This is a genomic window from Paenibacillus sp. 453mf (assembly GCF_900116105.1).
GTDB classification, from domain to species: domain Bacteria; phylum Bacillota; class Bacilli; order Paenibacillales; family Paenibacillaceae; genus Paenibacillus; species Paenibacillus provencensis.
Genome location: NZ_FPAC01000001.1, coordinates 2010819 through 2034809, shown reverse-complemented (window position 1 = coordinate 2034809; position 23991 = coordinate 2010819). Strand labels below are relative to the sequence as shown.

The following is a 23991-nucleotide window of genomic DNA, read 5'->3' as shown; positions in this document are numbered from 1 at the left end:
TTACAGGTAACTTGCTTGGAAGAGCGGAATTTCAAGCATTATAGAACTATATAAATTAGAGAACAGCGAAACTTTTACTGGAAAGGGGATCACCATTGAGTAAACTTATTTTTGTATCCAATCGTCTGCCTGTCACTGTCAAGAAGAACGAGTCGGAACTCACCTACAGTAAGAGTATTGGTGGGTTGGCAACAGGACTCAAGAGCTACCATGAACAAGGAAACAGCGTTTGGGCCGGCTGGCCGGGCATCTCTAGCAATGAGCTGTCTGAAGAGGAGAAAGGGTCCATTAACACGGAACTGACAGAACAATATAACTGCCTTCCGGTTTTTCTGTCTGAGCCAGAGATTGATCAATATTATCATGGTTTCTGTAACGAAACGATCTGGCCTTTATTTCATTACTTCACGAGCCATACGGAATACAGCATCGATACTTGGGAGGCCTACAAGAGAGTTAATCAGAAATTCTTTGATGCACTGGATGAGGTCATTGAGCCTAATGATACGATATGGGTGCATGATTATCAGCTGATGCTGCTGCCGCAAATGATTAGAGAGAAATACCCGAATGCCAAAATCGGATTTTTCCTCCACATTCCTTTCCCTTCCTTCGAAATATTCAGATTATTAATCTGGCGTGAAGAGATACTTCAGGGATTGCTAGGTGCCAACCTGCTCGGCTTCCATACTTATGATTATGTTCGGCATTTCCTCAGTACAGTACGTAGAATACTCGGCGTGGAACACAGCTTGAACAAACTCAGCTATGAGACACATACCGTACAGGTCGAAGCATTCCCAATGGGAATTGATTATGATTATTTCTCCAAATCGAGTACAGCTGAGCTGTCGAGTGAACTGGTGAATTTTGTAGAAAGCACGCGCAGCATCCAGAACATTCTGTCTATTGACCGGCTGGATTATACCAAGGGTATTCCTGACCGAATCAAAGCCTTCAAGCGGTTCTTGACGAAATACCCGGAATATCACGAGAAGGTTCGCCTGAATCTTATTGTTGCACCTTCCCGAGTGGAAGTGGAAACCTATGACACGTTAAAAAAACATATCGAAGTGCTCGTCAGTGAAGTGAATGGCCAGTTCGGTACGGTGAATTGGATGCCCATATGGTTCTTCTTCCGCACATTTAGTCAGGATGATCTAATTGCCTTCTATCGCCATAGTGATGTACTGCTGGTCACACCGCTTCGAGACGGTATGAACCTGGTGGCGAAGGAGTATATTGCTTCACGCAATGATTATAAAGGGATGCTGGTGATGAGTGAAACGGCAGGAGCGGCAAGCGAGCTGGGTGAGGCTGTCATCGTTAACGCGAATGATCACGGTGCGATTGCTGAAGGACTTAAGACCGCGCTTGATATGCCAGATCATGAGAAGATTGAACGCAACAAGATGATGCATCATCGTCTCTCCAGATATAACATCAATTTCTGGGCGGACGAATTTATTACCGCTCTGCAGAATAGCGAGACAGAGGCCCTGCAAACCAAGCCGATGCTCGATGTCTCTGATTCTTCTGCGATAAAAACAGCATATACGGATGCAGAGCGTCGCCTGATCCTGCTCGATTATGATGGGACGCTTGTCGGCTTCAAGCCGACTCCGGAGCAAGCAAAACCGGATGAGGAACTCAGACAGCTGCTGGCGAACCTGTCGCAGGATCCGAAGAATACGGTGGTCATCATTACGGGCAGAGATCGCGGCGTCATCGAGAAATGGCTCGGTGATCTGAACCTTCATTTGATTGCCTCCCATGGTTTGTGGTTTAAGCAAGCTGGTGAAGAATGGATCAAGACCATTAATGTTGATAATGAATGGAAGGACAGAATTCGCCACATTCTCGAAATGTATACAGACCGGATGCCAGGCTCGCTGATTGAAGAGAAGGAATTCTCGCTAGCTTGGCACTATAGACAGTGCGAGCCAGATGTCATCGCGCTTAAGCGGGATGAGCTTAGAGAAGCGCTGCTATCGATCACGCAGTCCATGAGTATTGGTGTGCTTGAAGGAAACAAAGTATTAGAGGTGAAGGACAGCCGGATCAATAAGGGACACGGGGTTCATTTGCTAACCCGGGCCGAAGCCTTTGATTTTATTATGGGTGCGGGTGACGATTATACAGATGAAGACATGTTTAATGCGCTTCCGGAAGAAGCGTTCTCTATAAAGATCGGTTCCGGCAACACAAATGCTAAATATCAACTGAAAACAAATAAAGAATTCAGAACACTGCTTAAAAAGCTTGAGGAACTAAGCGATACAGCTCAGTTGCATCCACAACAGCAGCAATGAGGAGGAGAACAACATGAAAATTCGTAAAGCCATTATTCCGGCAGCAGGTTTGGGGACTCGCTTCCTTCCGGCAACCAAAGCGATGCCCAAGGAAATGCTCCCGATTGTAGATAAACCGACCATTCAATATATTGTAGAGGAAGCTGTTGCTTCCGGTATTGAAGATATTATCATTGTGACTGGGAAGAGCAAACGGGCCATTGAAGACCATTTTGACAATTCATTTGAACTCGAGCATAATCTGGCCGAACAGCATAAATGGAAGCTGCTGGATGAAGTGCGCAAATCGTCTGAGATGGCAGACATTCACTACATTCGTCAAGGCGAACCGCTTGGGCTTGGTCATGCGATATGGTGTGCCCGTAAATTTGTTGGCAATGAACCCTTTGCCGTCATGCTAGGAGATGACATCGTTGAATCCAAGGTGCCTTGTCTCAAGCAGATGATGGATGTATATGAGAAGCATGAATCTTCAATTGTCGGCGTACAGCCGGTGCCTTGGGAGCAGGTCTCGCGTTATGGTCTCGTGGATGGTGAAGAGCTGTCAGAACGAGTATACAAGGCCAATCGTTTGGTGGAGAAACCGAAGCGAGAGGACGCCCCGTCCAATCTGGCCATTCTCGGTCGTTATATATTGACGCCGCGTATTTTTGATATCCTGGGTGATATTCCTGCCGGGGTTGGCGGCGAGATTCAGCTGACCGATGCGCTCGCTAAACTAGGCCTCGAAGAGGATCTAATCGCTTATCATTTTGACGGAACTCGTCATGATGTGGGCGAGAAGCTGGGCTTCATTCAAACCACGATTCATTATGCCATGCAGAATGATGAATTGAAGGATGACCTGGCGGTTTATTTGAAAGAAGTTCTGAAGCGCAGCGAATCATTTTAATTGATCTTGCTTGTAGCCATTCTATTAGTAATATGTAATGCATATGAATACATCAAATGCTGTTAGGTTAACGCCTCATTTGCCGGTGTATCTCAGACCTTGTCTCTAAGAGAGGGCAGGAGAACGGTGCAATGAGGCGTATACTGCTGTATGGAGAATATACTAAAAATAGCCGCAAATATCGGATTTAGATTATACTTGATACGATGATCATTTTGACCGAGTAGGAGGAAGTAAGAGTTTGATAGAGTCAGAGAAATATGAGCACTGGCCACTTCCCGCAGGGCTGGCTGCTCTTGATATAAACGTCCACGCTCGTGAAATGCTCCATATGGGTCTAGAAGGCAGGAGGGTAGAGCGTCTGATCACAGATTCCTCCACAAGCTATATCTTGAAGCAGCTTCCTACCGATACAGTATTTACTGGAGAGAGCTGGGCATATGCTCGTGTGCTGCCTTATCTCCCTTCTATGTATCCAAGGCTGATCGCTCATTCCGAAGGAGATCATCAGGAGGATATCCCTTGGCTCCTCTTCGAAGATGTAGGAACCCTGGAACATAATGCCGATGAAGCAATGCTTCTACAGGTTACGGAATGGATGGCAATATGGCACGCTGTACCACTAGCATCCTATCCTGAGCTAACAAGTTATGGTCAGAAGCCGGGATTAGCTTCAATACTGTCCAACCTGATGTCGAAGAGAAGTATAAGTATGGATTTGCTGCGAGCGTTAGGGAGTGTTGAGAAAAGTATAGACTACTTTTTTCATCTACTGGAGAGTCACGGTTTCTCACAAGCGGTAGTATATTCACATGGAGATCTGCATCCCGGTAACTTTGGAAGAACTTCTTCCGGCAGAATTGTTGTGATGGATTGGGAGCATAACCACCGAAGTACGCCGATGTGGGATTTATATCATTTGCTTGACATGCCGCATCCACTCTTTCCAAGGAAGACGGATCCCCAAACTCGAGAAAAGGTCCTTGATACATATTTAGAATTGACCAGATCCAATGGAACAATCTATGATAAAACAGCTTTTAAGAGAGAGTATACGCTCTTCGCTGCGGCTTTTTCATTATGGATGCTGCACTTGATCGAAGGAGATTTGCAGGACTCTGATAGCATCTGGCCCCATGATAAGCTGATAAGACAACGGGAAGAAACGAGGCAGACGATACTCGGCATAATTGAAATTTTACGATAAAAAACGACAAACAGCCCCTTGTGTGCTTATGGATAGGAGGCTGTTTGTTCGTCTTTATAATTTAATCCGTTTTACTTGGATGTAAGTTCTTTTTCTATTTCACTAATGATCTCATAAGCACCATCTGATTGATTAGAACATACAACCGCATACAAGGATTGATCCGGATAGATGAGTGCACGAAAGTTTACGCCAGGATCATACCCCATAAGCACATACTTCTCGATCTCCCCCATATCTTGATTCTTCGTCATCCAGAGACCATATCCATACGCCGTGCTCTCACTCACTTCTACATGTGGAGTTAAGATTAGTTCGGTAAGCTTGGTAGACAGCAGGCTCCCTCCCAATAACCTTTCGCACAGCTTCATCATATCATCAACAGTTACATAAGCACCGCCGTCTGAACCTCCTCTCGCGGGAAGTGAGTAGATATTGGTCCGATAGCCCTGATCAGTATCTATGTAACCAAGTGCAGTTCGATCAGGCAGTGCATCCATTTCAAAATAACCTGAATCATTCATTCCAGCTTTCGCAAAAATATGCTCTGCTACGTATTCCTGAAAAGCCATTTGGCTTACCTTTTCTACGATTAATCCAAGCATGATGTAACCTGCGTTATTGTAATGAAATTTACTGTCTGCAGAATGCTTCATTTGCTCATTTTGGAACATGGGCAGAAAATCCTCAAGGTGACGAATATGATACATGGGTCGCTTGATCCATAGCTCTTCAAAGTCTTCCATGAGGTCTTCATCAAAATAATCGGGGATACCAGAGGTATGCGTCAGTAACTGATGCACGGTGATGCCCGAATCAAAATGAGGAAAGGAGTAAGAGCCGAGGCACTCGTTAATCGTTGTATTAAATTGAATTTTCTCTATATCCACCAGTTGGCAGATCGCGATGGCCGTAAACAATTTGGAGCCAGAGGCGATACCGTAACGGGTATTCCATTGATTTAATATAAGGTCTGAACGATTTGCGTAACCGTGTCTGAGCTTAAGTACATCCGTGTCGTTTGATTTGACGTAGATGCTTCCTGAAAAATGATGTTGTTCCATCCATCGTTGAATTCGATCCTGCAGCGTGGTGTTCATTTGATTGATCTCCAATCTATGTAAGAGTATTCATTCATGTTAGCATGGTGAGAGCCGGCATGGTGGTGCTAAATCAGTATAATGGTTTTTTACAAGATTCAATCTGGCAGTTACTAATTAGACCTATTGGCTCAAATTAACATTTCGAAGAAAGATACGTCGTGTTTTGTATAGATCTGAGAAGCACAAACAGCCGCTGGTACACTTATTTGTACAGTGGCTGTTTGTTATATCTAATTATCTTAAAAGGCTACAGAACACCAGATAAGCTGCCGCTATTAGCAAACAAACGGTCGATTCGCTGTTCAACAGCCTGATCCAGAATGAGCGGAGGGGCATGATGCGGCTTGGTTCTAGCATCAATGATGACATTGTCACAACCCCAATGCTTATAGGAATATCCCGAATTCACTCCGTAAATATCATGAGAAGGATTGCTTCTGGTAAAGGTGGCCCATAAGAAATTATCAATGGATTCACTTAGGAAATTGCTGTCATCACACAAAATAATGAGCGGACAGCCCGGCATGTCTCCGCGCATATGGACCGCGTTTGTCAATTCATCGAGCTGCTGTGCTGCATCTGCATAGCTGCTAAAAGCAGGTCCTTCCAGTGCCACAACACCTGGCAACACTAGTCTAGGATTATCGAAATTCCGGAGCGCTTGAAGCTGTTCCGGAGCTTCCATACAGAGCGAGCGCTTCTTGTCACCACATGCGGCGAAGACCACTTTGCTTCCTTGATTCAGGCCGCTGCCTGAGTAGTCCAGCGTATCAATCGTTGTATTGGTCTGAAAATGAATATCTCGCTTGAGATCAATTCGCTCAAGTATGTATGAGAAAAATTCGGATACATGATGTGTACTGATCGGCTGTTCTTCCTCTGCGGCAATGAATAAGTACTTAGCAAGACTGAGCTGTCCCGTGCCAAGAATCCGGTTCGCGATCGTAAGCAGCTCTGCCGGCTGCTTAATCTTGGTGTAAGGAGTGTACCGTTCTGAACCGATCGCCAGCAGAAGAGGATGGACTCCTGCCGCATCGACAGCGTGAACCTCTTTAACTCCGGGGACCTCCTGCTTAACTGCACCTCCGGTTAACTGGTGAATGAGCTCTCCGAATGCAGTGTCTTCCTGCGGAGGACGGCCAACGACAGTGAATGGCCAAATTGCATTATGCTTGGCGTAGACCTTCCGAACACGCATCAGTGGAAACGGATGAATCAAGCTATAGTAGCCTAAATGGTCTCCGAACGGACCCTCCGGCTTCGTATCATCGGGATGAATCTCTCCAGTAATGACAAAATCCGCATCATGACTGATACAGAATCCGTCCGCATCATATCCATATCTAAATCTTCTTCCAGATAATAGACCTGCGAACAACAGCTCACTTAATCCTTCAGGCAGCGGCATAACCGCAGAGAGAGTATGTGCTGGTGGTCCACCGATGAAGATGCTGACCTTAAGCGGCTCACCTTTACGATTTGCTTTATGCTGATGAATTCCGATTCCGCGGTGAATTTGATAATGCAGGCCAATTTCTTCATTTGCGGTGTAGTCATTTCCTGTAAGCTGCACACGGTACATCCCCAGATTGGCTTTCATAATGCCGGCCTTGTCTGGATCTTCTGTGTACACCTGAGGCAGTGTCACGAAGGCTCCTCCATCCATGGGCCAATGCTTGATTAATGGAAGATCGGTTATTTTAATTTCCTTGAAGCCTGACATGCTGCTTCCCCGTTTGAGGGGCAGGGCTTTTATTGCCGAAGTCGCCGCGCCGACATGACGAAACGGATTTTTTAGTGCTTTCATGGGATCATTGCGGAGTGCGATAACATTCTGCGTTGAATCCCAGGTCTGGCGAAACATAAACTTGCTGCGCTCAATGGTTCCAAACAGGTTGGAAACCGCCCGATACGGCGAACCTTTTACATTTTCAAATAAGAGAGCGGGTCCCCCTGCTTCAAATACTCTCAGATGAATGGCGGACATTTCGAGCTCGGGATCTACTTCTTCCCGTATCCGAATAAGATGTCCGTGTCGCTCCAAGTCAATTAAACATGATTCCAGTGTTGTGTACATTAAAATAAAGTCACTCCTAGCTGAGCCTATTCTACATGTTCTGACTATATAAACCGGAAATGAATGCAATAGCTCTTCCCTTAATAGTACTTTCCAGCCATTAAATACTCAACTTCATATTGATTAATTCGCTGATTTGTCAAAATAAGATGATTCCGACACATGCAGAGAGCAGGATGACCAATAGTGGATGAAGCTTATATTTTATAATAGCGAAGAAAGCTGCTGCCGCCGTGAGCAGGGTGGCAAACGTACTCCATTGAAAAATGCTGTCACCATGTCCACTGAAGCCGAAATGGATGGCTGCGTAAACAATCAGTCCGGTTATGATAGGGCGAAGTCCGTAAAACGAGGATTGTACTAGAGGATTCTTGTTGATCTTGAAGAAGAAGGCAGCGATCAGTATGACAATGAGCAAAGAAGGGAGGATGATTCCTATTGTTGCCGTAACCGCTCCCGTCATTCCCGCGGTATGATAGCCTATTAGCGAAGCGCTGTTGGTAGCAATCGGGCCAGGCGACATTCCGGCGAGAGAGACAATTCGTTGAAACTGTTCTGCGGGGAGCCAGCTATATTTTTCAACCTCATATTGAACCATTGGAATAACAGCGTAGCCTCCTCCGAAGGATAGAAGTCCAATCTTCAAAAAAGTAATAAACAATTCCCAATACAGCATAGTAAGTCTCCTAAATGTAATATTCGATCGTTGCTGAATGTTCTGAAGCCGATTTCTTCTCGGTTTGTACCATCATTCCAAGTCTTCTCTTAACAGAGATGATGACCATCCCGAGTACAAGTCCAATCAGGATCATCAAAGTCGGATTGATGCTCGTAGCCATTAATACAATCAGAGATGCGACGGCAATGGTGATCGTGGTGCGGTCAAACAGAGCGTTCTTGCCCATTTTGTATGCAGCGACGGCAATCAGACCGATAATCGCGCCGTGAATTCCCTTCATAGCGGCCTGCACCTTCGGTTCATGCTGAAAGGCAGAATAGATGCTGCTTAGAATAAAAACAATGATAAAGGTCGGAAGCGTGATCCCGACAGTGGCAGCTATAGCTCCTGGCACTTTACCTATTTGATACCCGATAAAAGCGGAAGCATTAACCCCAACACCACCCGGAGCGGATCCAGCCAAGGACATTAGATCATTCATTTCCTGTCTGCTGATCCAGCCCCGTTTCTCCACAATCTCTCGTTCAAGCACGGGAATCATTGCATATCCACCGCCAAAGGTTGAAGGTCCTATTTTAAAGAAAAGCCAAAATAATTGAAAGCATCGTTTAATTGTGTTTTTCACGCCTGAAGTCATGATGAGTCTTCACCTCTTGTTGACTGAATATATCGTCATTATAGCATCTTTTTGTCAAAATGAAATTAACTTGCGGTTAATTAACTTTTTATAGCTAGTTTATCACGACTATAAGCCGATTAATTTGTGAAAAATAAGTAATCTTTATTCTAAATTGGTATAAACTACCGGACTGAACTCAAATGGCGTTAATTCGTGAAATCCTCATTCGCAGATTGATGCTATAATAAATGGGCGATGTGAATAAAGCGTTCACAGTCTATTCATCAAAGGAGAATCGTTGATTTATGCGTTTTTTTTCATTCCTGGGCTCATTCCTGTCCGCATGGCGAGATTATCCAGCAGAAATAAATACGGTGCTTGGGGATCGATATGTCAATTTGCAGCTGCTTGGTGAAGGAAGCTATGGCATGACATATAAATGTCTAGATCAGAAGAGTGGAGCAATCGTTGCACTTAAGCAGTCTAGACCCAGCAAGGGGGAATATGCACAGCATTTGCTGGCAAGAGAGAGGAACATACTTCAGGCGCTCCGTCATCCGCAGATTCCTGAACAGCTTGATTTTTTTAATGAAGGCAAGCACACCTATCTTGTCATGACCTATGTAGAGGGAGATACACTCGAGGATCTAATCTTTGAGCAGGGCCGCAAATATGATGAAGCTTCTTGTATTGAAATGACACTCATGCTGCTGGATGTAGTCCAGTATATTCATAAGAAAGGGTATGTTCATCTGGATCTGCGAATTCCGAATGTGCTATTTCAGGATGAGAGACTTAGCTTAATTGATTTTGGCCTGGCACGACAAATCGGCGAAGCACCGCCGCAAGGGATTCAGAAGAATCAAAAGAACCGAATGAAGCTAAAGAAGACACGGAAGACAAGGTGTACACAGGAGTTAAAAACGGCCAATCGGCCCAAGGCAGCCAGCAATAGCCATTCCTATGCAGCGCAGTTCAAGCTGGCAGAGGAGCAATCCGACCTTGCAGATATTGGACATTTTATGCTGTTCATGCTGTATTCGAGCTACGAGTCCGCGGATGGCACAGATTCTGAACGGAGCTGGCAGGAGGAGTTGTCAATCTCGCCCGAGTTACAGAAGGTTATCGAACGGCTGCTTGAGCTGAAGGAGCCATATTCAAGTACCGATGAATTCATGAATCATTTACATGTTCTTAAACAACGTCATTTCTCTGAGTAAAGAAGCTTTTTCTATAGAAAGGATCTTACATCATGACCCTATTTTTAAACATTTTGCTGAACAACGTCATCCCCTTATTTCTAGTCATGGCTGTAGGTTTTATCGTCAGACGAACGAGAGGACTTGATGTCAAAACGTTATCAAACATTAACTTCTATATCCTGTCTCCGGCCGTTGTCTTTAATCTCTTATATACGACAGACATCACCATGTCTTTGTTTGGGCAGGTCATAGGCTTCTTCTTTATTTTCATGCTGCTGCAATATGTCGTATGTTCTGTCTTTATCAAAATCCGTAAGCTGGAGGGCGGAATGCCTGCTGCACTGCGTAACAGCGTACTGTTCGCCAATAGCGCAAATTATGGACTTCCGATTAACCAGCTTGCCTTCTCAGGTAATCCGCTGACGCTTGGCGTACAAGTCATTATCCTTATGCTTCAATCCTTCATACCGAATACATATGGAATTTACAGTGTCAATGCTCACCGTGCCAAGCTGAAGGATATTTGGAGAACGATCGCGGGACAGCCTGTGATCTATGCCATTCCCGCAGCTCTCCTGCTGAGGTTCCTTGAAGTGCCTCTTCCGAATAGCATTCAGACACCGCTCAATTATTTATATACTGCATTTATTGGCATGGCACTCTTGACGCTTGGTGTGCAGTTAGGAGCGATGAAATGGACTTTCGCGAAAAAGGGCAGCACGAATGTAGCCATTTCTGTGTTTCTAAGACTCATTGCAGGTCCGCTGCTGGCCGCACTTACCGTATGGATGATGGGGATCGACGGGCTGGTTGCCAAGGCCTTAATCGTCTCATCTGCGGTACCGACATCACTCAGCAGTATGATTCTCGCCGTACAGTTCGATAATGAACCGGAATTTTCTTCTCAAACGGTCTTTTTTTCGACACTATTGAGTACGCTGACAGTAACGGGAACGATTGCAGTCCTGCAAATTTAATCTCATTGAACATCCGACTTCCTATGCGGAAAATAAGGACTTATGACCAATGTTCGAAAGGACCTGCATCGTATACAATAGGGGAACATACATACCCATATCTCCATGGATGAGTATTCACTTCAGAATTTCGTTTAATTCGGTTTTATGAAACTTGTGAATGTTAAGCTCTGTTATCTTATACATGATAGAGGGGAGAGGGTGAAGGTGCAGAAGATTGCGGTCATTGTGGTGCATGGACTGGGGCTTCAGAAGAAGGAATACGCTGAAAGGTTCATGAAGAAGCTGGATAAAGCCTTCTCAAGTGTCATGCAGGTACCTTCCGCTAGGCCATACATCGAAGTAGAGCCTGTTTACTGGGCCGATGTATTCGGTAAGGAGGAGGAGAGGATCTATCAGGAGCTGGTATTAAGTAAGAAGCTTCGCTACAAGCATCTCCGCCGATACCTTATCTACTATTTGGCGGATGCTGTCGCATACCAACCGGTCGACACGAATGGACATAATTATGATGCCGTGCACCAGACGATCAGTAATACACTGCACAGCTTATCGCAAAGAGTAGGGAATAATGCTCCCTTATGTGTTGTGTCACATAGCTTGGGCAGCGTAATAGCAAGTAACTTTTTCTACGATTTGCAGTATACATCAAGGCACTTTCCAGGAGTTATCGATACCACCTCACCCTTAGAGAGAGGAGATACCCTGACGCATTTTTATTCACTCGGTACAACGCTTCCGTTATGGAGTCTGAGATATCGCGATTTTAGCAAGCCGATTGTCGTGCCGTCCAAGGAAGGTCAGGAGCTTTTCCCGGGTCTGCAAGGAGAATGGGTTAATTTTTTTGACAAGGATGATATATTGGGATACCCCCTGCGAAATATTGACCCCGCCTATGAGAAGGCGGTAAAGCAGGACATTGATTTGAATGTGGGTAATCCGCTGACCTTCTGGAATCCTTTCTGTCATAATGGTTATATGAAGAACCGCAAGGTGGTCAGACATATAGCGGAGAAGCTGGCCGAGACGTATACGTATGTGAACCGGGATAAGGACTCATTGAGCGCTGGCAGCTCTGCTAATAAAGGACGAAAAAAGAAATAAGGGATCAAGCAAGAGATTTATAATGATAATGAATATAAAAAGCGATCTGCTATGAACTGACATGAGTGACATGAGTTTATAGTGATCGCTTTTTTTTACTTCCGTATTTTGCGCAGCGTAATTGAATTTAGATGGAGGAAGATTTGCCTGGCACAGGTTGTTCCAGCTTATTGGTATGTTTCTTTCGAAACACCATATAGAACCAGGTAGAAGCCAGAACATACAGAACTCCTGTTATGGTGAACGTAATGGCATACCCTTGATAGCTGCCGTAAGTTGTAACGAGATAGGATTGGACAGGGCCCATCGTAGCCCAGCCGATCATGAAGGCGGTCTGCATAAGTGAATTCGCGATGCCTCGTCTTCGATCTGACACATGGTCAATTAGTATCGATGAAAAAATCGGGTTTGCCGCATTCATTAGAGCTTGTCTGAACAAGAAGCTGACGGAGGCAATAAGTAATGAATGGGTGAAGCCGGTCAGCAGCAGGAAAGGCAGAGACATGCTTTGAAAAATAAAGATCGCACGAATCGGTCCTACTCGGTTAACAAGGGTAGGTCCAATCATCATCGATATAATGGTCATAACTTGACCTAACGAGATTAGGGCACTCATCAGGCTGAGACTGATATCAAACCGGTCTGTAAAATACAAATTCAAGTAAGGAACAACCAGACCAGATCCTATTCCGATCAGGAGCTGTGTCAGCACAAAGTGCTTAATGATCTGAAAGTCAGATTTCGACTGCTCTGCTGCCGTATTGGTATGTACGCTTCTGTTCATATTCGATTCAGAAACGGTGTTCGAGCGAATTGCAGCTGCAGGTTGATGTATTACGGGAGAATCTTTGATTAGAAATAACGGAAGCGTACCAAGAAATGTGGCTATACCGCCCAGGAGCAGAACGATCTGTAAACTAGAAAGGCTATGGATACCAAAGTAACCAAGCACATCAGCAAGCACTCCGCCGCCAAAGCTGCCGATTACCTGGGCTGCCAGCACAAGGGAAGCATGGATACTGAATAGCCGCAGCCGATTATGCTCGCCGACATTGCCGGCTAGAAAAGGGATAGCAAGTACTTGAAAGAAAGAAGCAAATAGTCCTGAAGATACGGCCAGCCATAAAAGATTAGGTTCCCCTACAGCAAAAGCCCGTCCAATAAAGGTTAGTCCGCTGAAGAGCGCGCCTATAATGAGTATCGGCTTTTTGCTTAATCGGTCGCCGAGAAGTCCTATAGGAATGAACATGATAGCCGTTGCAATGGACTGCACGCTGATAATGGTACCATTCATCGTTGCGTCGTAGCCTAGATCCTGAATATATAAATTGTAGAGCACGGAGAACATGCCTCCGCCCATTTGATATAGGATATTTGCAAGAAAAAAAAGCTGGATATTGCGGGGCCAGCTTCTAATTTCCGCATTCCATTTTTGCCAAATCCTCAAGTTGTCTTCTCCTCCTGTCCTAATCTATTAAGCCTGTATGCCCAGCTGTTTGTCAAGAACAGGATAATAAACTAAAACAGCCCTGTTTATGCTCCGTCGGGAATGAAGGAGCATAAACAGGGCTATTACGGGATTGGAACTTAGTTAGTTTACGCGGCCAGACTCGACTCTGACTGAGACTGAAGCTGCTTACGGTATACCATTTTTGATATCGTTAAACTCGCTTCATAGAGTAAAAATAAAGGGATAATGACAAGAATGTCGGACATGATATCCGGCGGTGTGATCGTGACTGCAACGACGACAAGAATAAAATAGGAAACCTTGCGCGCCTTCGCGAGCTTGGCTGGATTTAATATGCCCAGCTTGGTCAAGAACATGACGACGACAGGCATCTCAAATAACAGGCCAAAAGGGACCGTCATGTGGATCATAAAAGTAAAGTATTTCTGCGCAGTATACATTGTCTCGAACGAACCTGCTGCCATCTCATTCAGAAAATGAAGCACCATCGGAAACAAAATAAAGTAACCAAAGGAGATACCGAATATAAACATGAGGGTCAAAACAGGTATAAAAATTAATGTAGAACGCTGGGCAGCGGTCGGCACAGCAGGCTGAACAAACTTCCATATGTGATATGCTGCCACAGGGATCGTCAAGGTAATAGCAACCACACCTGCGATCATGAAGTACACCCACATGACATCTGATGGACCGAGAATGATCAGCTTGCGCTCCATATCCGATACAAGAATATCATAGATGTCCTTTACAAAGATAAAGGCGGTGACCATCCAGAGCAGGAAGGTGACGAGCGTCTGAATGAGCCGGCTTCGCAGCTCATCCAGATGCCCTATCATGTTTAATTCGTTTGGATTGTTACTCATTGTGAATTAGATCCGGAGCTGCTAACAGAAGCAGTGTTGCCCGCTTCGGTTTGTTTTTTCTTCTCTTCCTCATCTTGATCTCCACCCATCAGTCCACGAGTGGCCCCCTTGAATTCACTGAGTGTCCGTCCAAAGGCACGTCCAAGCTCAGGCAGCTTGGATGGACCAAATATGATGAGCGCGATAATAAGAATCAGAACAAGTCCGCCGATTCCGATATTGCCGATTCCAGGCATAATATCATCTCCTGTAGAATTTAGATTACGAAACCAACTGCTAACTTATAGTCCCAGCTTAAATCCGCTAATCGCTGCAACTCCGCAACGCGCCTTCTTATCTCCTTTACGGTGAGGCCATGTGCTCGTTGGATTCTTCAGGTCTGTCGTCATTTCACCGGGATGCTGTACAGAAATAAACAGAGTTTGCTCATCTGGTGTGAAGTATGGACCTGTCAGCTCTGAATCCTTAGGACCCGAAGCGAATTGCAGTGCTTGACCCTGGTTGTTGCCGCTTGTAGGGATGACGAACAAACCGTTATTCATAAACGATTTATATACGCCCTTGTTGTGACTGCTTGTTGAAATGTCGGTCACGACCCACAAGTTGCCGTTCGAATCAAAAGCCAGATTATCCGGGGAGCTGAAGCCGGATTGTCTGCCGCCGGCAGCAAAGATTTCGAAATTGAATTCAAGTGATCCGAGATCATCGTTGTTCTCAAAAATACGGGTAATATGACCGTGAATATTGCCATGAATATCGTTGTTTGTGTGGCAAATAAATACCGTGCTGTCAAATGGCGAGATTTCGATATCCTCCGGGCGATCGGTTGGAGTACCGCCGACAAGCAGAGCAGCCTGGTGGCAATAAGTTACGACATCGGCTTGGGAAGTGAACTTTTTCTGCAGCTCTTCCTTCGTACCTGATACACCATAGGGATTCTTAAAGTTGTCGGAAGAGAGAACCTCTTTTACGGCTTCAATGGTTACAGGAGCCCACTTGCCAACTTTAAGATTGGCAACATACAGTGTGCCTTCTTCAAGCAAGGCAGAATTTGCACGTCCGCTCGCTTTGTTGTATTTCCCTTTACTGATAAATTTGTACACACAGGCGTCCTTCTTGTCATCGCCCATATATACAATTACCCGTCCGTCTTTGGCGATGCCCATCGCCGTATTCTCGTGATTGAATCGCCCAAGTGCGGTATGTTTTTTGCGGAAAGAGGCTTCAAACGGATCCACTTCTACAACCCAGCCATAATGTGTCTCAGGCAGCTTCGCTTGACCGGCGAGATCTTCGAAATTCTCCTCACAGGACAATACCGTATTCCATAATGTGACTCCGCCGGAGCAGTTAGCAAATGTCCCTTGTGCTTTGGTTGCATTTCCCAATACCTTTGTGCCCTTAGCAGGACCCGTAATATCAAAAGAAGTGAAGCCTGTAATACGGCGTGCATATTTCGAAGTCGGATCAAGCTTCCACACACCTTGCTCATCTCGATATACTTCTGTGACCGACATGCCTTGGTAATAGAGGCTTTGCTCGATTTGCTTCTTGGTAGGACCACTGTCCGCTACTGGACCGAGGGCGAAGATATTCGTGTATTCATGATTTGTAACAAGGAGTCCTCTCGTATTCGATCCTTCGATAGGGAAGAATGCGTTGTAGTCGGCACCTTGTCCGAATTTTTCTCCTGCCGGATTAATAATATCGTCGAAGGCAGCAACAACGTCATACTTAAAGTTCTTTGGCAAGACGAGCTCGTCTTCCATAGAAGGATCAATTGGATCGAAAAATCCCGTAACTTTATTGGTATTAAATCCAAAGAGGTGGTTCGCACTGGATGCTGCAGAGGCTTTACCGTCAAGCGTACCAAGTCCGGCAGAAGCAGCGGCGAGGGCAGCAGCGCCTGTACCAAGATAGGATAGAAATGTTTTGCGATCAATCGTTTTTTCGCTCAAAAGAACACACTCCTTGTTATTTATCAGTCGGATTTTGACAAATCCTCATGTAAACAAGCATAAGCGGAGTTTGTAAATTCCAATTCATCTCAATGCAAAAGAAATGTAAAATAAGTAGATTTGAATGGATGAATTCCTGTCCTTATATAACATATAACTGACATAATTCAAGCTCAGATGAAGAGGATAAGGGGTGTAATGAACATCATTTTACATAGTTGAAACAATTTCATAAATGATATTTACAAATAAGTTAGTTTGTTGTTAGAATAAATTACATAATTCAACTTCAGATGTCTAATCAAGTCGCAGGAACTCGGGACAAGAGTCGCTTGCATCCTTGATCGACGCTTAAGCTGAAGCTGATCCAGGAGGACAAGCCATTGGACTATAATCCGGATACGATTTATATCGTAGGCGATGCACAGACCTCGGTGAATAATCCGATTACACAGCAGTTTAGTGCTTTTTTTATCGGTCTGGTTATTGATACAACCAATGATAAGATTGTGGATGCCGGCTGCTCTTCGACCATTCCGCTGACCTCCGCCTTTGTCAGAACTCTGTTTATAGGGAAGACGATGAATGATCTGGACACGATAAGTGAGCAGGTTCGTTCGAGATATCACGGCTCCTCACAGAAGGCAATTATTGTCGCCTTTAAGGATGCACAGAAGAAGTATCGCTCGATCATTAACCATAATTGAATATAGAAGATGTGCTGCTTTATTTATTCACATGTACCGGCTATGTCATATATCAGGCCTTGCGTACAACATATCGTAAATGAAATCCAGCAAATCATAACTAGGGTCAGACATGTTCTCATGTAAGGAGCAGCTGCCCGAGTTATGGTTTGCTGTTTTTTTTATTCTCTAGTAGAGCTTTGCATTCAAATTACGATTTTATAGGGGGCCGTTCTGAATGAAACTGTATATTTCAATTGATATGGAAGGCGTTACTGGTCTTGTGGATGATACTTTCGTTGATTCTGCTAAGCGGAACTATAACCGGGGTCAGCGGATTATGACGGCTGAGGCCAATCATGTGATCGAAGCGGCGTTTGGTGAAGGAATTGGTGAAGTTGTCGTTAACGACAGTCATTCCAAAATGAATAATTTGATCATTGAGGAGCTGTACCCAAGGGCACAGTTAATATCAGGAGATGTGAAACCCTACTCCATGATGCAGGGTCTCGATTCCACCTATGAGGGAGCTGCATTTCTCGGCTACCATTCAAGAGCTGCAAGGCCGGGAGTGCTAAGTCACTCGATGATCTTCGGCATTCGGAATATGTACATCAATGAAGTGGCTGTAGGGGAGCTTGGATTCAATAGCTATGTTGCAGGACATTTTGGAGTTCCCGTCCTGCTTGTGGCAGGGGATGATGAGACCGCAGCGGAAGCCGAGGAGCTGATTCCTTATGTCACAACCGCTATTGTAAAAAAACAAATCTCACGCACGTCAGCGCTGTGCTTGACCCCCGCCCAGAGTGGTGAGCTCCTGAGGGAGAAGACGATTGAAGCATTAGCGAACAAAGAACGCGTCAAGCCGCTGCTTCCACCGGCGAATCCGCTTCTGACGCTAGAGTTTGCCAATTACGGTCAGGCAGAGTGGGCTCACCTTATGCCCAAAACGAAGATGGAACGTTATTCCCCAGTCGTATCCTATCAGGCAGACGACATCCTTGAAGCCTACCAAGCCATGCTTGTAATGACTGAGCTTGCAATGAGAACTGCATTTTGCTGATAAAGGAGTCATGTCATGGCACAATATATTCTTCGTAAATTCATATCTATGGTCGTTACGTTATGGCTGATCATTACGATTACCTTTCTATTAATGCATTCGATTCCAGGGTCGCCGTTTGACCGGGATGGAAAGGAAGCGAACGCCAATGTAATCCAGAACATGATGTCCTTCTATCATCTGGACGAGCCTCTCTACATTCAATACTTCGAATATTTAAAATCTCTTCTAACCTTGGATCTGGGTCCTTCCATATCTCATTACCCCGACAGTGTTAACAGTATGATTGAACGGGGATTTCCCGTTTCATTTCAACTGGGCATTGTGGCCATAAGTATTTCCATACTCATCGGTATTCTTCTGGGAACGATCGCCGCCCTGCAAAAAAACGGCATCATCGACTATATGGCAATGATTCTGGCTGTTATTGGGGTTGCTGTTCCAAGCTTCGTGCTTGCACCGCTGCTAATTAAATATATCGCGGTTGAACTCAAGCTGCTGCCGGTAGCCACGTGGGGAACGTGGAGGCACATGGTACTCCCTGCACTGGCGCTAGCGGCTGGACCGATCGCTACGATCGCAAGACTTACTCGCGCAAATCTCATAGAGGTGCTGACTCAAGACTACATCGATACCGCCAGATCCAAAGGTCTTCCACCTTTTACTATTGTCGTGAAGCATGCTCTTCGTAATGCGGTCCTGCCGGTGATTACGCTGCTTGGCGTTTTGCTGGCTAACGTCCTGACGGGAAGCTTCGTTATTGAGAAGATCTTTGCCATTCCGGGAATGGGAAAATACTTTGTCGATGGCATCAATAACCGCGATTATTCCGTCATTATGGGAACGACCGTATTTTATAGCGCGCTGCTCATTATCATGATGTTTATCGTTGATATCTTGTACGGCCTGATTGATCCGCGAATTAAACTTCATAAGAAAGGGGCTTAGGTTATGCAAGCACCCCATGTACCTGATCATCTATTTGTACCCATGAAACGCCAAGCCGGAGAGGCGGAAGCGATTGTAAGACCAAAGATTCCCGCTTGGCAAAGGGCATGGATACTGCTGTACAAGAACAAGCTTGCCTTTGCAGGACTCATCGTCATCGTTCTACTCAGTGTATTCTCTGTATTCGGTCCTCTCATCGCTGAACACGGCTATGCGGATCAGGATCTGGTGAATGCCAATCAGAAGCCGTCCGCAGCCCACTGGTTTGGAACGGATGATCTTGGACGCGATGTGTTTGCCCGCATTATATACGGAGCGCAGATTTCGCTTGGGGTTGGACTTATCGCTGCTGTCATCGATTTTGCGATTGGGGTCATTTACGGCGGGATCGCCGGATACTTCGGCGGCCGAGTTGACAATGTCATGATGCGGATTGTTGATATTTTGTACGGTATTCCGTATTTGCTTATTGTTATCTTGCTCATGGTTGCCATGGGTCCCGGCCTCCTTACAATCATCGTGGCGCTAACTGCGACTGGATGGATCGGCATGGCGCGAATCGTGCGTGGACAGGTTCTACAGCTGAAATCCTCTGAATATACGCTCGCTGCCAGAGCACTGGGGGCAGGTTCGTGGAACATCATTCGAAGACATTTGCTGCCTAATGCGTTTGGCGTCATCATCGTGCAGGTCACTTTCTCGGTTCCGTCGGCTATTTTCTCGGAAGCTTTCTTAAGCTTTCTTGGCCTTGGCATTCAGGCTCCACTTGCAAGCTGGGGCACGATGGCAAATGACGGAATGTCTACGATATTATCCGGTTATTGGTGGCGGCTGCTTTTCCCATCATTATTTATCTCTTTGACGATGCTGGCATTTAATCTACTGGGTGACGGTCTTCATCAGATATTTGATCCGAAGCAGAGGAGGTAACACATGATGACAATGAGGAATGAGGGAGCAGCTCCGCTGCTCGAAGTGAATAATCTGCATGTTTCGTTTGCAACGTATGGCGGCAGGGTCCAGGCCGTGCGGGGGGTTAATTTTACCCTCCATACAGGAGAGACGCTGGCGATCGTCGGGGAGTCTGGAAGCGGTAAGAGTGTGACCGCGAGAAGCATTATGCGCCTCCTGCCCAAGCAGACCGCTGCGATTAACGAAGGCAGCATCAAGTATAAAAATATGGAGCTGGTCAGCCTTGGGGAGAAGCAGATGAGGGGGCTTCGCGGCCGGGAGCTCACGATGATCTTTCAGGATGCGATGACGGCACTTAATCCAACGATGACGATAGGCGAACAGCTCATGGAAGGGATCAGGCATCATCAGAAGCTCTCCAGGACTGAGGCAAAGAAGCGTGCCATCGATATCTTGCAGCTTATCGGAATTAAGAATCCGGACACTCGGCTCAAGCAGTACTTGCATGAATTCAGTGGTGGGATGAGACAGCGGGTCATGATTGCGATCGCTGCCATAGGTAATCCTTCCATTCTTATTGCGGATGAGCCGACTACAGCACTCGATGTAACGATCCAAGCACAAATATTGGACTTGTTCAGATTGCTGCAGGAAGAAACGGGTGTATCCATCATTATGATTACACATGATTTGGGGGTTGTCGCCAATCTAGCTCACCGTGTTTGTGTCATGTATGCAGGTAAGATTGTGGAGTCCGGTACGGTAAGGCAGATTTACTATGATCCAAAGCATCCATACACGCAAGGACTGCTTGCATCCATGCCCCGTGTAGACGGTGATCGCAGCAAGCCGCTTACATCCATCCCCGGAACACCGCCGGATTTGTTCGCACCGCCAAAAGGCTGTGCTTATGCGCCACGTTGTCCTTATGCAATGGAAGTATGCACTTCATATGATCCGCCAAACGTGGGCATGGACGGAGCTCCTGAACATTCAGCCGCCTGCTGGCTGCTCGACGAACGCTCCAAGGGTGTGTTCCCGAAGAAATCAGTACCCACACCAAAAGTGCTTGAGCCGGCGATACGTTCTTCTATTGGTTGAGCGATCCATAGACACATACATTGCCGGAAATCGAATCAATTTCATACGAATTAGCTATGAAATTGATTCTATATACATTTATAAACTTAAGGGGGAGTAATCAATGAAGAAACACCGGTCCATGTTGTTCTTGAACTGTATTATGATCATGTGTCTTGTGCTGGCGGCTTGTGGAGGAGAGGGCAGTGGAGCAGAAGGAGACTCTGCTGATGCGAACAGTAAGATTCTGCTCGTCAATAACGGCAAGGAACCGACGTCACTTGATCCGCCCGTTGGTTTTGATCAGGTATCGAATGATGTGCTGAACAATTTTATGGAAGGGCTGACGCGTCTGCAAGAGGATCATACTCCAGGTCCAGGCGTAGCGAGTGAGTGGACAATTGCAGACGATGAGAAGCAATATACCTTCACTCTACGGGAGGATGCCAAGTGGTCTAACGGTGATCCGGTTACAGCATCGGATTTTGAATTTGCATTCAAACGTATGCTGGATCCAAATCTTGGCGCTGCATCCGCAACGCTTGCCTATGTCATTGATGGAGCTGAAGCGTATAACTCGGGAGAAGGCACCGCAGATGACGTACAGGTTACAGCGGTAGATGAGCACACACTCCAAATCACGCTGAACAAGCCCGCTCCCTGGTTTCTCGGTATGATGTCGAACCCTGCATTTTTCCCAGTACATAAGTCAACCGTTGAAGGAAATGCGCAGTGGGCGGCGGAGGCTACTTCCATTCTAAGCAACGGACCGTTCAAATTGACGGAATGGAAGCATGATGCCGAGATTCAAATGGTGAAAAATGACCAGTACTGGGATGCGGAAAACGTCAAGCTGGACGGCATTACGATGAAGATGGTGGACGATTCAACGACAGCCTATCAGCTGTATGAGAGTGGAGAACTGCATATTACTGGAAGCTTGCCGCCGGATGTAATTCAATCTCTGATCGATGAAGGTAAGGCAACGATTGAAGATTCAGCCGGGACGTATTTCTATCGTTTTAATACAACGATGGAGCCGTTCACCAATGCGAAGATTCGTAAAGCATTCACTATGGCTGTAGACAGACAGCAGATTGTAGATCTGGTGATCAAGCAGAAGCATAAGCCGGCAACGGGACTTGTATCCTACGGACTGCTTGAAGGAGACGGAGCAGATTTCCGTGACAAAGGCGGAGAGCTTGTAAGCTTCAATATTGAGGAAGCTAAACAGCTCCTGACAGAAGGGATGGAGGAAGAAGGGTATGATACCCTCCCGGCCGTAACCTTGTCCTATAACACTAATGATCTCCATCAGAAGATTGCAGAAACGATGCAGGCCATGATCAAATCCAATCTTGGTATTGATATTACGCTGGCAAGCAAGGAGAGCAAAGTGCTGACAGACGAGCAGAAGAGTCTGCAGTTCCAAATGTCAAGAAGCTCCTGGCTCCCTGATTTTGCAGATCCGATTAATTTCTTGGACATATTCGTGACCGGCAGTCCTAATAACCGTACAGGCTGGAGCAACAGTGCGTATGACAAATTGATCGAAGATGCTTATAACGAGCCGGATGTGGAGAAACGATTTACGTATTTGCATGAAGCAGAGAGCATACTTATGGAAGAGATGCCGATTATGCCGATGTATTTTTATAATTCGGTGTTTATGCAGAAGGAGAATTTAACTGGGGTGCTTCGACATGCATACGGCTATATTGACTTCAAGTTCGCTGAATTAAAATAAACAGGCAGCTGATGGCTCTGCTGCGAGTTCTCCCGGTGATCCAGACAGGTCACTGGGAGTTCCTTTCTATACGTGAAGAGAGGAGTTGAGTGAAGGAGATGAGCATAGAGTTCGAGAGGGTTCATCTTAAACCTATTTATCCAGAACCATTAGGCGCAGGGGATACTGTGGGTATTATTGCTCCAGCAAGCCCAGGGGATGCAGCTCGTATAACGAAGGCTGCCAATTATTTGCTCGGTCTTGGGTTACAGGTTCAATTCGGGGAGACAGTTTATAGCGAATATGGATATTTGGCTGGAGAGGATCAAGACAGGGCTGATGAGCTGAATGCCATGTTCGCCAATCCGGATATCAAAGCAATCGTATGCGCCCGAGGAGGATATGGAACTGCAAGAATGGCGGATCTTCTGGATTATGAGCTTATTCAACGTCATCCGAAGTTTTTCTGGGGCTACAGTGACATTACATTCCTGCACAATGCTATATTTCAGCGTACGGGATTGATCACCTTCCATGGACCGATGCTGACTTGTTTAGCCTCTGATCTCGTTGATCCACTTACACTCGAAGGATTTAAATTATTGTTTGGTAAGGACGTACCATCCTATACAGAAGCCATTTCTCCGCTTGAGGTGCTCATACCAGGTACGGGAGCAGGCCCAATTGTGGGCGGTAACCTCTCACTGCTGGTGACGACGCTCGGTACTCCATATGAGATCGATACGACAGGCAAGCTGCTCTTGATTGAAGATATTGATGAAGAGCCATATCGGATAGACCGCATGCTGAACCAGCTCCTGCAAGCGGGCAAGCTGACAGAGGCAGCAGGCATCATCGTGGGTGATTTTCATCATTGTGATCCTGTTAAGCGTGCTTCATCGCTATCACTGGATGAGGTGATTCGGCATTACATGACGAAGGCGGGAAGACCTGCCGTGTCCGGCTTTCGGATCGGTCACTGTTCACCGAATATTGCAATTCCTTTAGGTCTTCCTGCACTGCTGGATACGAATCGCAAGCTTCTCCAATTTGGTAGGTGATGCTTTTTTATATCACGATTTTGCATAAACGGTGCAGAGAACTAGAAT

21 protein-coding genes are annotated in these 23991 nt (G+C 45.8%); 13 read left to right on the top strand and 8 right to left on the bottom strand.

Going from position 1 to position 23991, the window contains the following annotated elements; translation table 11 throughout:
* Positions 1-95: 95 nt before the first annotated feature.
* From BM415_RS09735 to BM415_RS09725, 3 genes are all read left to right on the top strand, one after another.
* Positions 96-2312: a bifunctional alpha,alpha-trehalose-phosphate synthase (UDP-forming)/trehalose-phosphatase gene (locus BM415_RS09735; protein WP_091157291.1), complete on the top strand. Its 2217-nt coding sequence runs from the start codon at positions 96-98 to the stop codon at positions 2310-2312.
* Between the two features lie 13 nt (positions 2313-2325).
* Positions 2326-3204: a UTP--glucose-1-phosphate uridylyltransferase GalU gene (gene galU / locus BM415_RS09730; protein ID WP_091157287.1), complete on the top strand. Its 879-nt coding sequence runs from the start codon at positions 2326-2328 to the stop codon at positions 3202-3204.
* Positions 3205-3445: 241 nt separating this feature from the next.
* Positions 3446-4411, top strand: coding sequence for a phosphotransferase (locus tag BM415_RS09725; RefSeq protein WP_091157284.1), 966 nt, complete (start codon positions 3446-3448; stop codon positions 4409-4411).
* Positions 4412-4482: 71 nt separating this feature from the next.
* On the opposite strand, the gene BM415_RS09720 is transcribed toward BM415_RS09725, so the two are convergent.
* The 4 genes from BM415_RS09720 to BM415_RS09705 all read right to left on the bottom strand — a co-directional run bounded on the left by BM415_RS09720 (position 4483) and on the right by BM415_RS09705 (position 8907).
* Positions 4483-5511, bottom strand: coding sequence for a serine hydrolase domain-containing protein (locus BM415_RS09720; protein WP_091157281.1), 1029 nt, complete (start codon positions 5509-5511; stop codon positions 4483-4485).
* 250 nt (positions 5512-5761) lie between these two features.
* On the bottom strand, positions 5762-7591 hold the full coding sequence (locus BM415_RS09715) for a UbiD family decarboxylase (RefSeq protein WP_091157279.1): 1830 nt from the start codon (positions 7589-7591) through the stop codon (positions 5762-5764).
* A 139-nt stretch (positions 7592-7730) separates the two neighbouring features.
* Entirely contained in the window at positions 7731-8267 is a 537-nt protein-coding gene (locus BM415_RS09710; protein ID WP_091157276.1) for a chromate transporter, read from the bottom strand.
* 10 nt (positions 8268-8277) lie between these two features.
* On the bottom strand, positions 8278-8907 hold the full coding sequence (locus BM415_RS09705; protein ID WP_091157273.1) for a chromate transporter: 630 nt from the start codon (positions 8905-8907) through the stop codon (positions 8278-8280).
* Between the two features lie 287 nt (positions 8908-9194).
* Between BM415_RS09705 and BM415_RS09700 the strand changes: the two genes are divergently transcribed.
* The 3 genes from BM415_RS09700 (at position 9195) to BM415_RS09690 (ending at position 12172) form a co-directional block, all read left to right on the top strand.
* The gene (locus BM415_RS09700; RefSeq protein WP_091157270.1) at positions 9195-10109 is read left to right on the top strand and encodes a serine/threonine protein kinase; all 915 of its coding nucleotides are present in this window, start codon (positions 9195-9197) and stop codon (positions 10107-10109) included.
* A 32-nt stretch (positions 10110-10141) separates the two neighbouring features.
* On the top strand, positions 10142-11068 hold the full coding sequence (locus BM415_RS09695; protein ID WP_091157268.1) for an AEC family transporter: 927 nt from the start codon (positions 10142-10144) through the stop codon (positions 11066-11068).
* A 207-nt stretch (positions 11069-11275) separates the two neighbouring features.
* Complete coding sequence (locus BM415_RS09690) at positions 11276-12172, top strand: chemotaxis protein (protein ID WP_091157266.1); 897 nt, start codon at positions 11276-11278, stop codon at positions 12170-12172.
* Between the two features lie 127 nt (positions 12173-12299).
* Here BM415_RS09690 and BM415_RS09685 read toward each other — a convergent pair whose 3' ends face one another.
* From BM415_RS09685 to BM415_RS09670, 4 genes are all read right to left on the bottom strand, one after another.
* Positions 12300-13619: an MFS transporter gene (locus BM415_RS09685; protein ID WP_091157264.1), complete on the bottom strand. Its 1320-nt coding sequence runs from the start codon at positions 13617-13619 to the stop codon at positions 12300-12302.
* 149 nt (positions 13620-13768) lie between these two features.
* Entirely contained in the window at positions 13769-14509 is a 741-nt protein-coding gene (gene tatC / locus BM415_RS09680; protein WP_091157262.1) for a twin-arginine translocase subunit TatC, read from the bottom strand.
* Complete coding sequence (gene tatA, locus BM415_RS09675; RefSeq protein ID WP_091157259.1) at positions 14506-14745, bottom strand: twin-arginine translocase TatA/TatE family subunit; 240 nt, start codon at positions 14743-14745, stop codon at positions 14506-14508. The genes tatC and tatA overlap by 4 nt, the downstream gene beginning before the upstream one ends.
* Positions 14746-14790: 45 nt before the next feature.
* Entirely contained in the window at positions 14791-16467 is a 1677-nt protein-coding gene (locus BM415_RS09670; RefSeq protein ID WP_244533200.1) for a PhoX family protein, read from the bottom strand.
* A gap of 383 nt (positions 16468-16850) precedes the next feature.
* On the opposite strand from BM415_RS09670, the gene BM415_RS09665 reads away from it, so the two are divergent.
* From BM415_RS09665 to BM415_RS09635, 7 genes are all read left to right on the top strand, one after another.
* Positions 16851-17174 (top strand): DUF3870 domain-containing protein, encoded by a 324-nt coding sequence (locus BM415_RS09665; RefSeq protein WP_091157257.1) that lies wholly within the window; start codon positions 16851-16853, stop codon positions 17172-17174.
* Positions 17175-17391: 217 nt separating this feature from the next.
* Positions 17392-18216 carry a M55 family metallopeptidase gene (locus BM415_RS09660; protein WP_091157254.1) on the top strand — a complete coding sequence of 275 codons (825 nt, stop codon included), beginning with the start codon at positions 17392-17394 and terminating at the stop codon, positions 18214-18216.
* A 15-nt stretch (positions 18217-18231) separates the two neighbouring features.
* Positions 18232-19164 carry an ABC transporter permease gene (locus BM415_RS09655; protein ID WP_091157251.1) on the top strand — a complete coding sequence of 311 codons (933 nt, stop codon included), beginning with the start codon at positions 18232-18234 and terminating at the stop codon, positions 19162-19164.
* Positions 19165-19167: 3 nt separating this feature from the next.
* Positions 19168-20094, top strand: a complete 927-nt coding sequence (locus tag BM415_RS09650; RefSeq protein ID WP_091157248.1) for an ABC transporter permease — start codon at positions 19168-19170, stop codon at positions 20092-20094.
* A 3-nt stretch (positions 20095-20097) separates the two neighbouring features.
* Entirely contained in the window at positions 20098-21177 is a 1080-nt protein-coding gene (locus BM415_RS09645) for an ABC transporter ATP-binding protein (RefSeq protein ID WP_280142855.1), read from the top strand.
* A gap of 103 nt (positions 21178-21280) precedes the next feature.
* Complete coding sequence (locus BM415_RS09640; RefSeq protein ID WP_091157244.1) at positions 21281-22903, top strand: peptide ABC transporter substrate-binding protein; 1623 nt, start codon at positions 21281-21283, stop codon at positions 22901-22903.
* 98 nt (positions 22904-23001) lie between these two features.
* The gene (locus BM415_RS09635; RefSeq protein WP_091157242.1) at positions 23002-23943 is read left to right on the top strand and encodes a S66 peptidase family protein; all 942 of its coding nucleotides are present in this window, start codon (positions 23002-23004) and stop codon (positions 23941-23943) included.
* Positions 23944-23991 lie beyond the last annotated feature (48 nt).

Excerpts from the sequence above, each read along its gene's own strand:
- galU (WP_091157287.1), top strand. The coding sequence starts at position 2,326 with ATGAAAATTCGTAAAGCCATTATTCCGGCAGCAGGTTTGGGGACTCGC.
- BM415_RS09720 (WP_091157281.1), bottom strand. The coding sequence starts at position 5,511 with ATGAACACCACGCTGCAGGATCGAATTCAACGATGGATGGAACAACAT.
- BM415_RS09715 (WP_091157279.1), bottom strand. The coding sequence starts at position 7,591 with ATGTACACAACACTGGAATCATGTTTAATTGACTTGGAGCGACACGGA.
- BM415_RS09710 (WP_091157276.1), bottom strand. The coding sequence starts at position 8,267 with ATGCTGTATTGGGAATTGTTTATTACTTTTTTGAAGATTGGACTTCTA.
- BM415_RS09705 (WP_091157273.1), bottom strand. The coding sequence starts at position 8,907 with ATGACTTCAGGCGTGAAAAACACAATTAAACGATGCTTTCAATTATTT.
- BM415_RS09700 (WP_091157270.1), top strand. The coding sequence starts at position 9,195 with ATGCGTTTTTTTTCATTCCTGGGCTCATTCCTGTCCGCATGGCGAGAT.
- BM415_RS09695 (WP_091157268.1), top strand. The coding sequence starts at position 10,142 with ATGACCCTATTTTTAAACATTTTGCTGAACAACGTCATCCCCTTATTT.
- tatC (WP_091157262.1), bottom strand. The coding sequence starts at position 14,509 with ATGAGTAACAATCCAAACGAATTAAACATGATAGGGCATCTGGATGAG.
- tatA (WP_091157259.1), bottom strand. The coding sequence starts at position 14,745 with ATGCCTGGAATCGGCAATATCGGAATCGGCGGACTTGTTCTGATTCTT.
- BM415_RS09660 (WP_091157254.1), top strand. The coding sequence starts at position 17,392 with ATGAAACTGTATATTTCAATTGATATGGAAGGCGTTACTGGTCTTGTG.
- BM415_RS09655 (WP_091157251.1), top strand. The coding sequence starts at position 18,232 with ATGGCACAATATATTCTTCGTAAATTCATATCTATGGTCGTTACGTTA.
- BM415_RS09650 (WP_091157248.1), top strand. The coding sequence starts at position 19,168 with ATGCAAGCACCCCATGTACCTGATCATCTATTTGTACCCATGAAACGC.
- BM415_RS09645 (WP_280142855.1), top strand. The coding sequence starts at position 20,098 with ATGATGACAATGAGGAATGAGGGAGCAGCTCCGCTGCTCGAAGTGAAT.
- BM415_RS09640 (WP_091157244.1), top strand. The coding sequence starts at position 21,281 with ATGAAGAAACACCGGTCCATGTTGTTCTTGAACTGTATTATGATCATG.
- BM415_RS09635 (WP_091157242.1), top strand. The coding sequence starts at position 23,002 with ATGAGCATAGAGTTCGAGAGGGTTCATCTTAAACCTATTTATCCAGAA.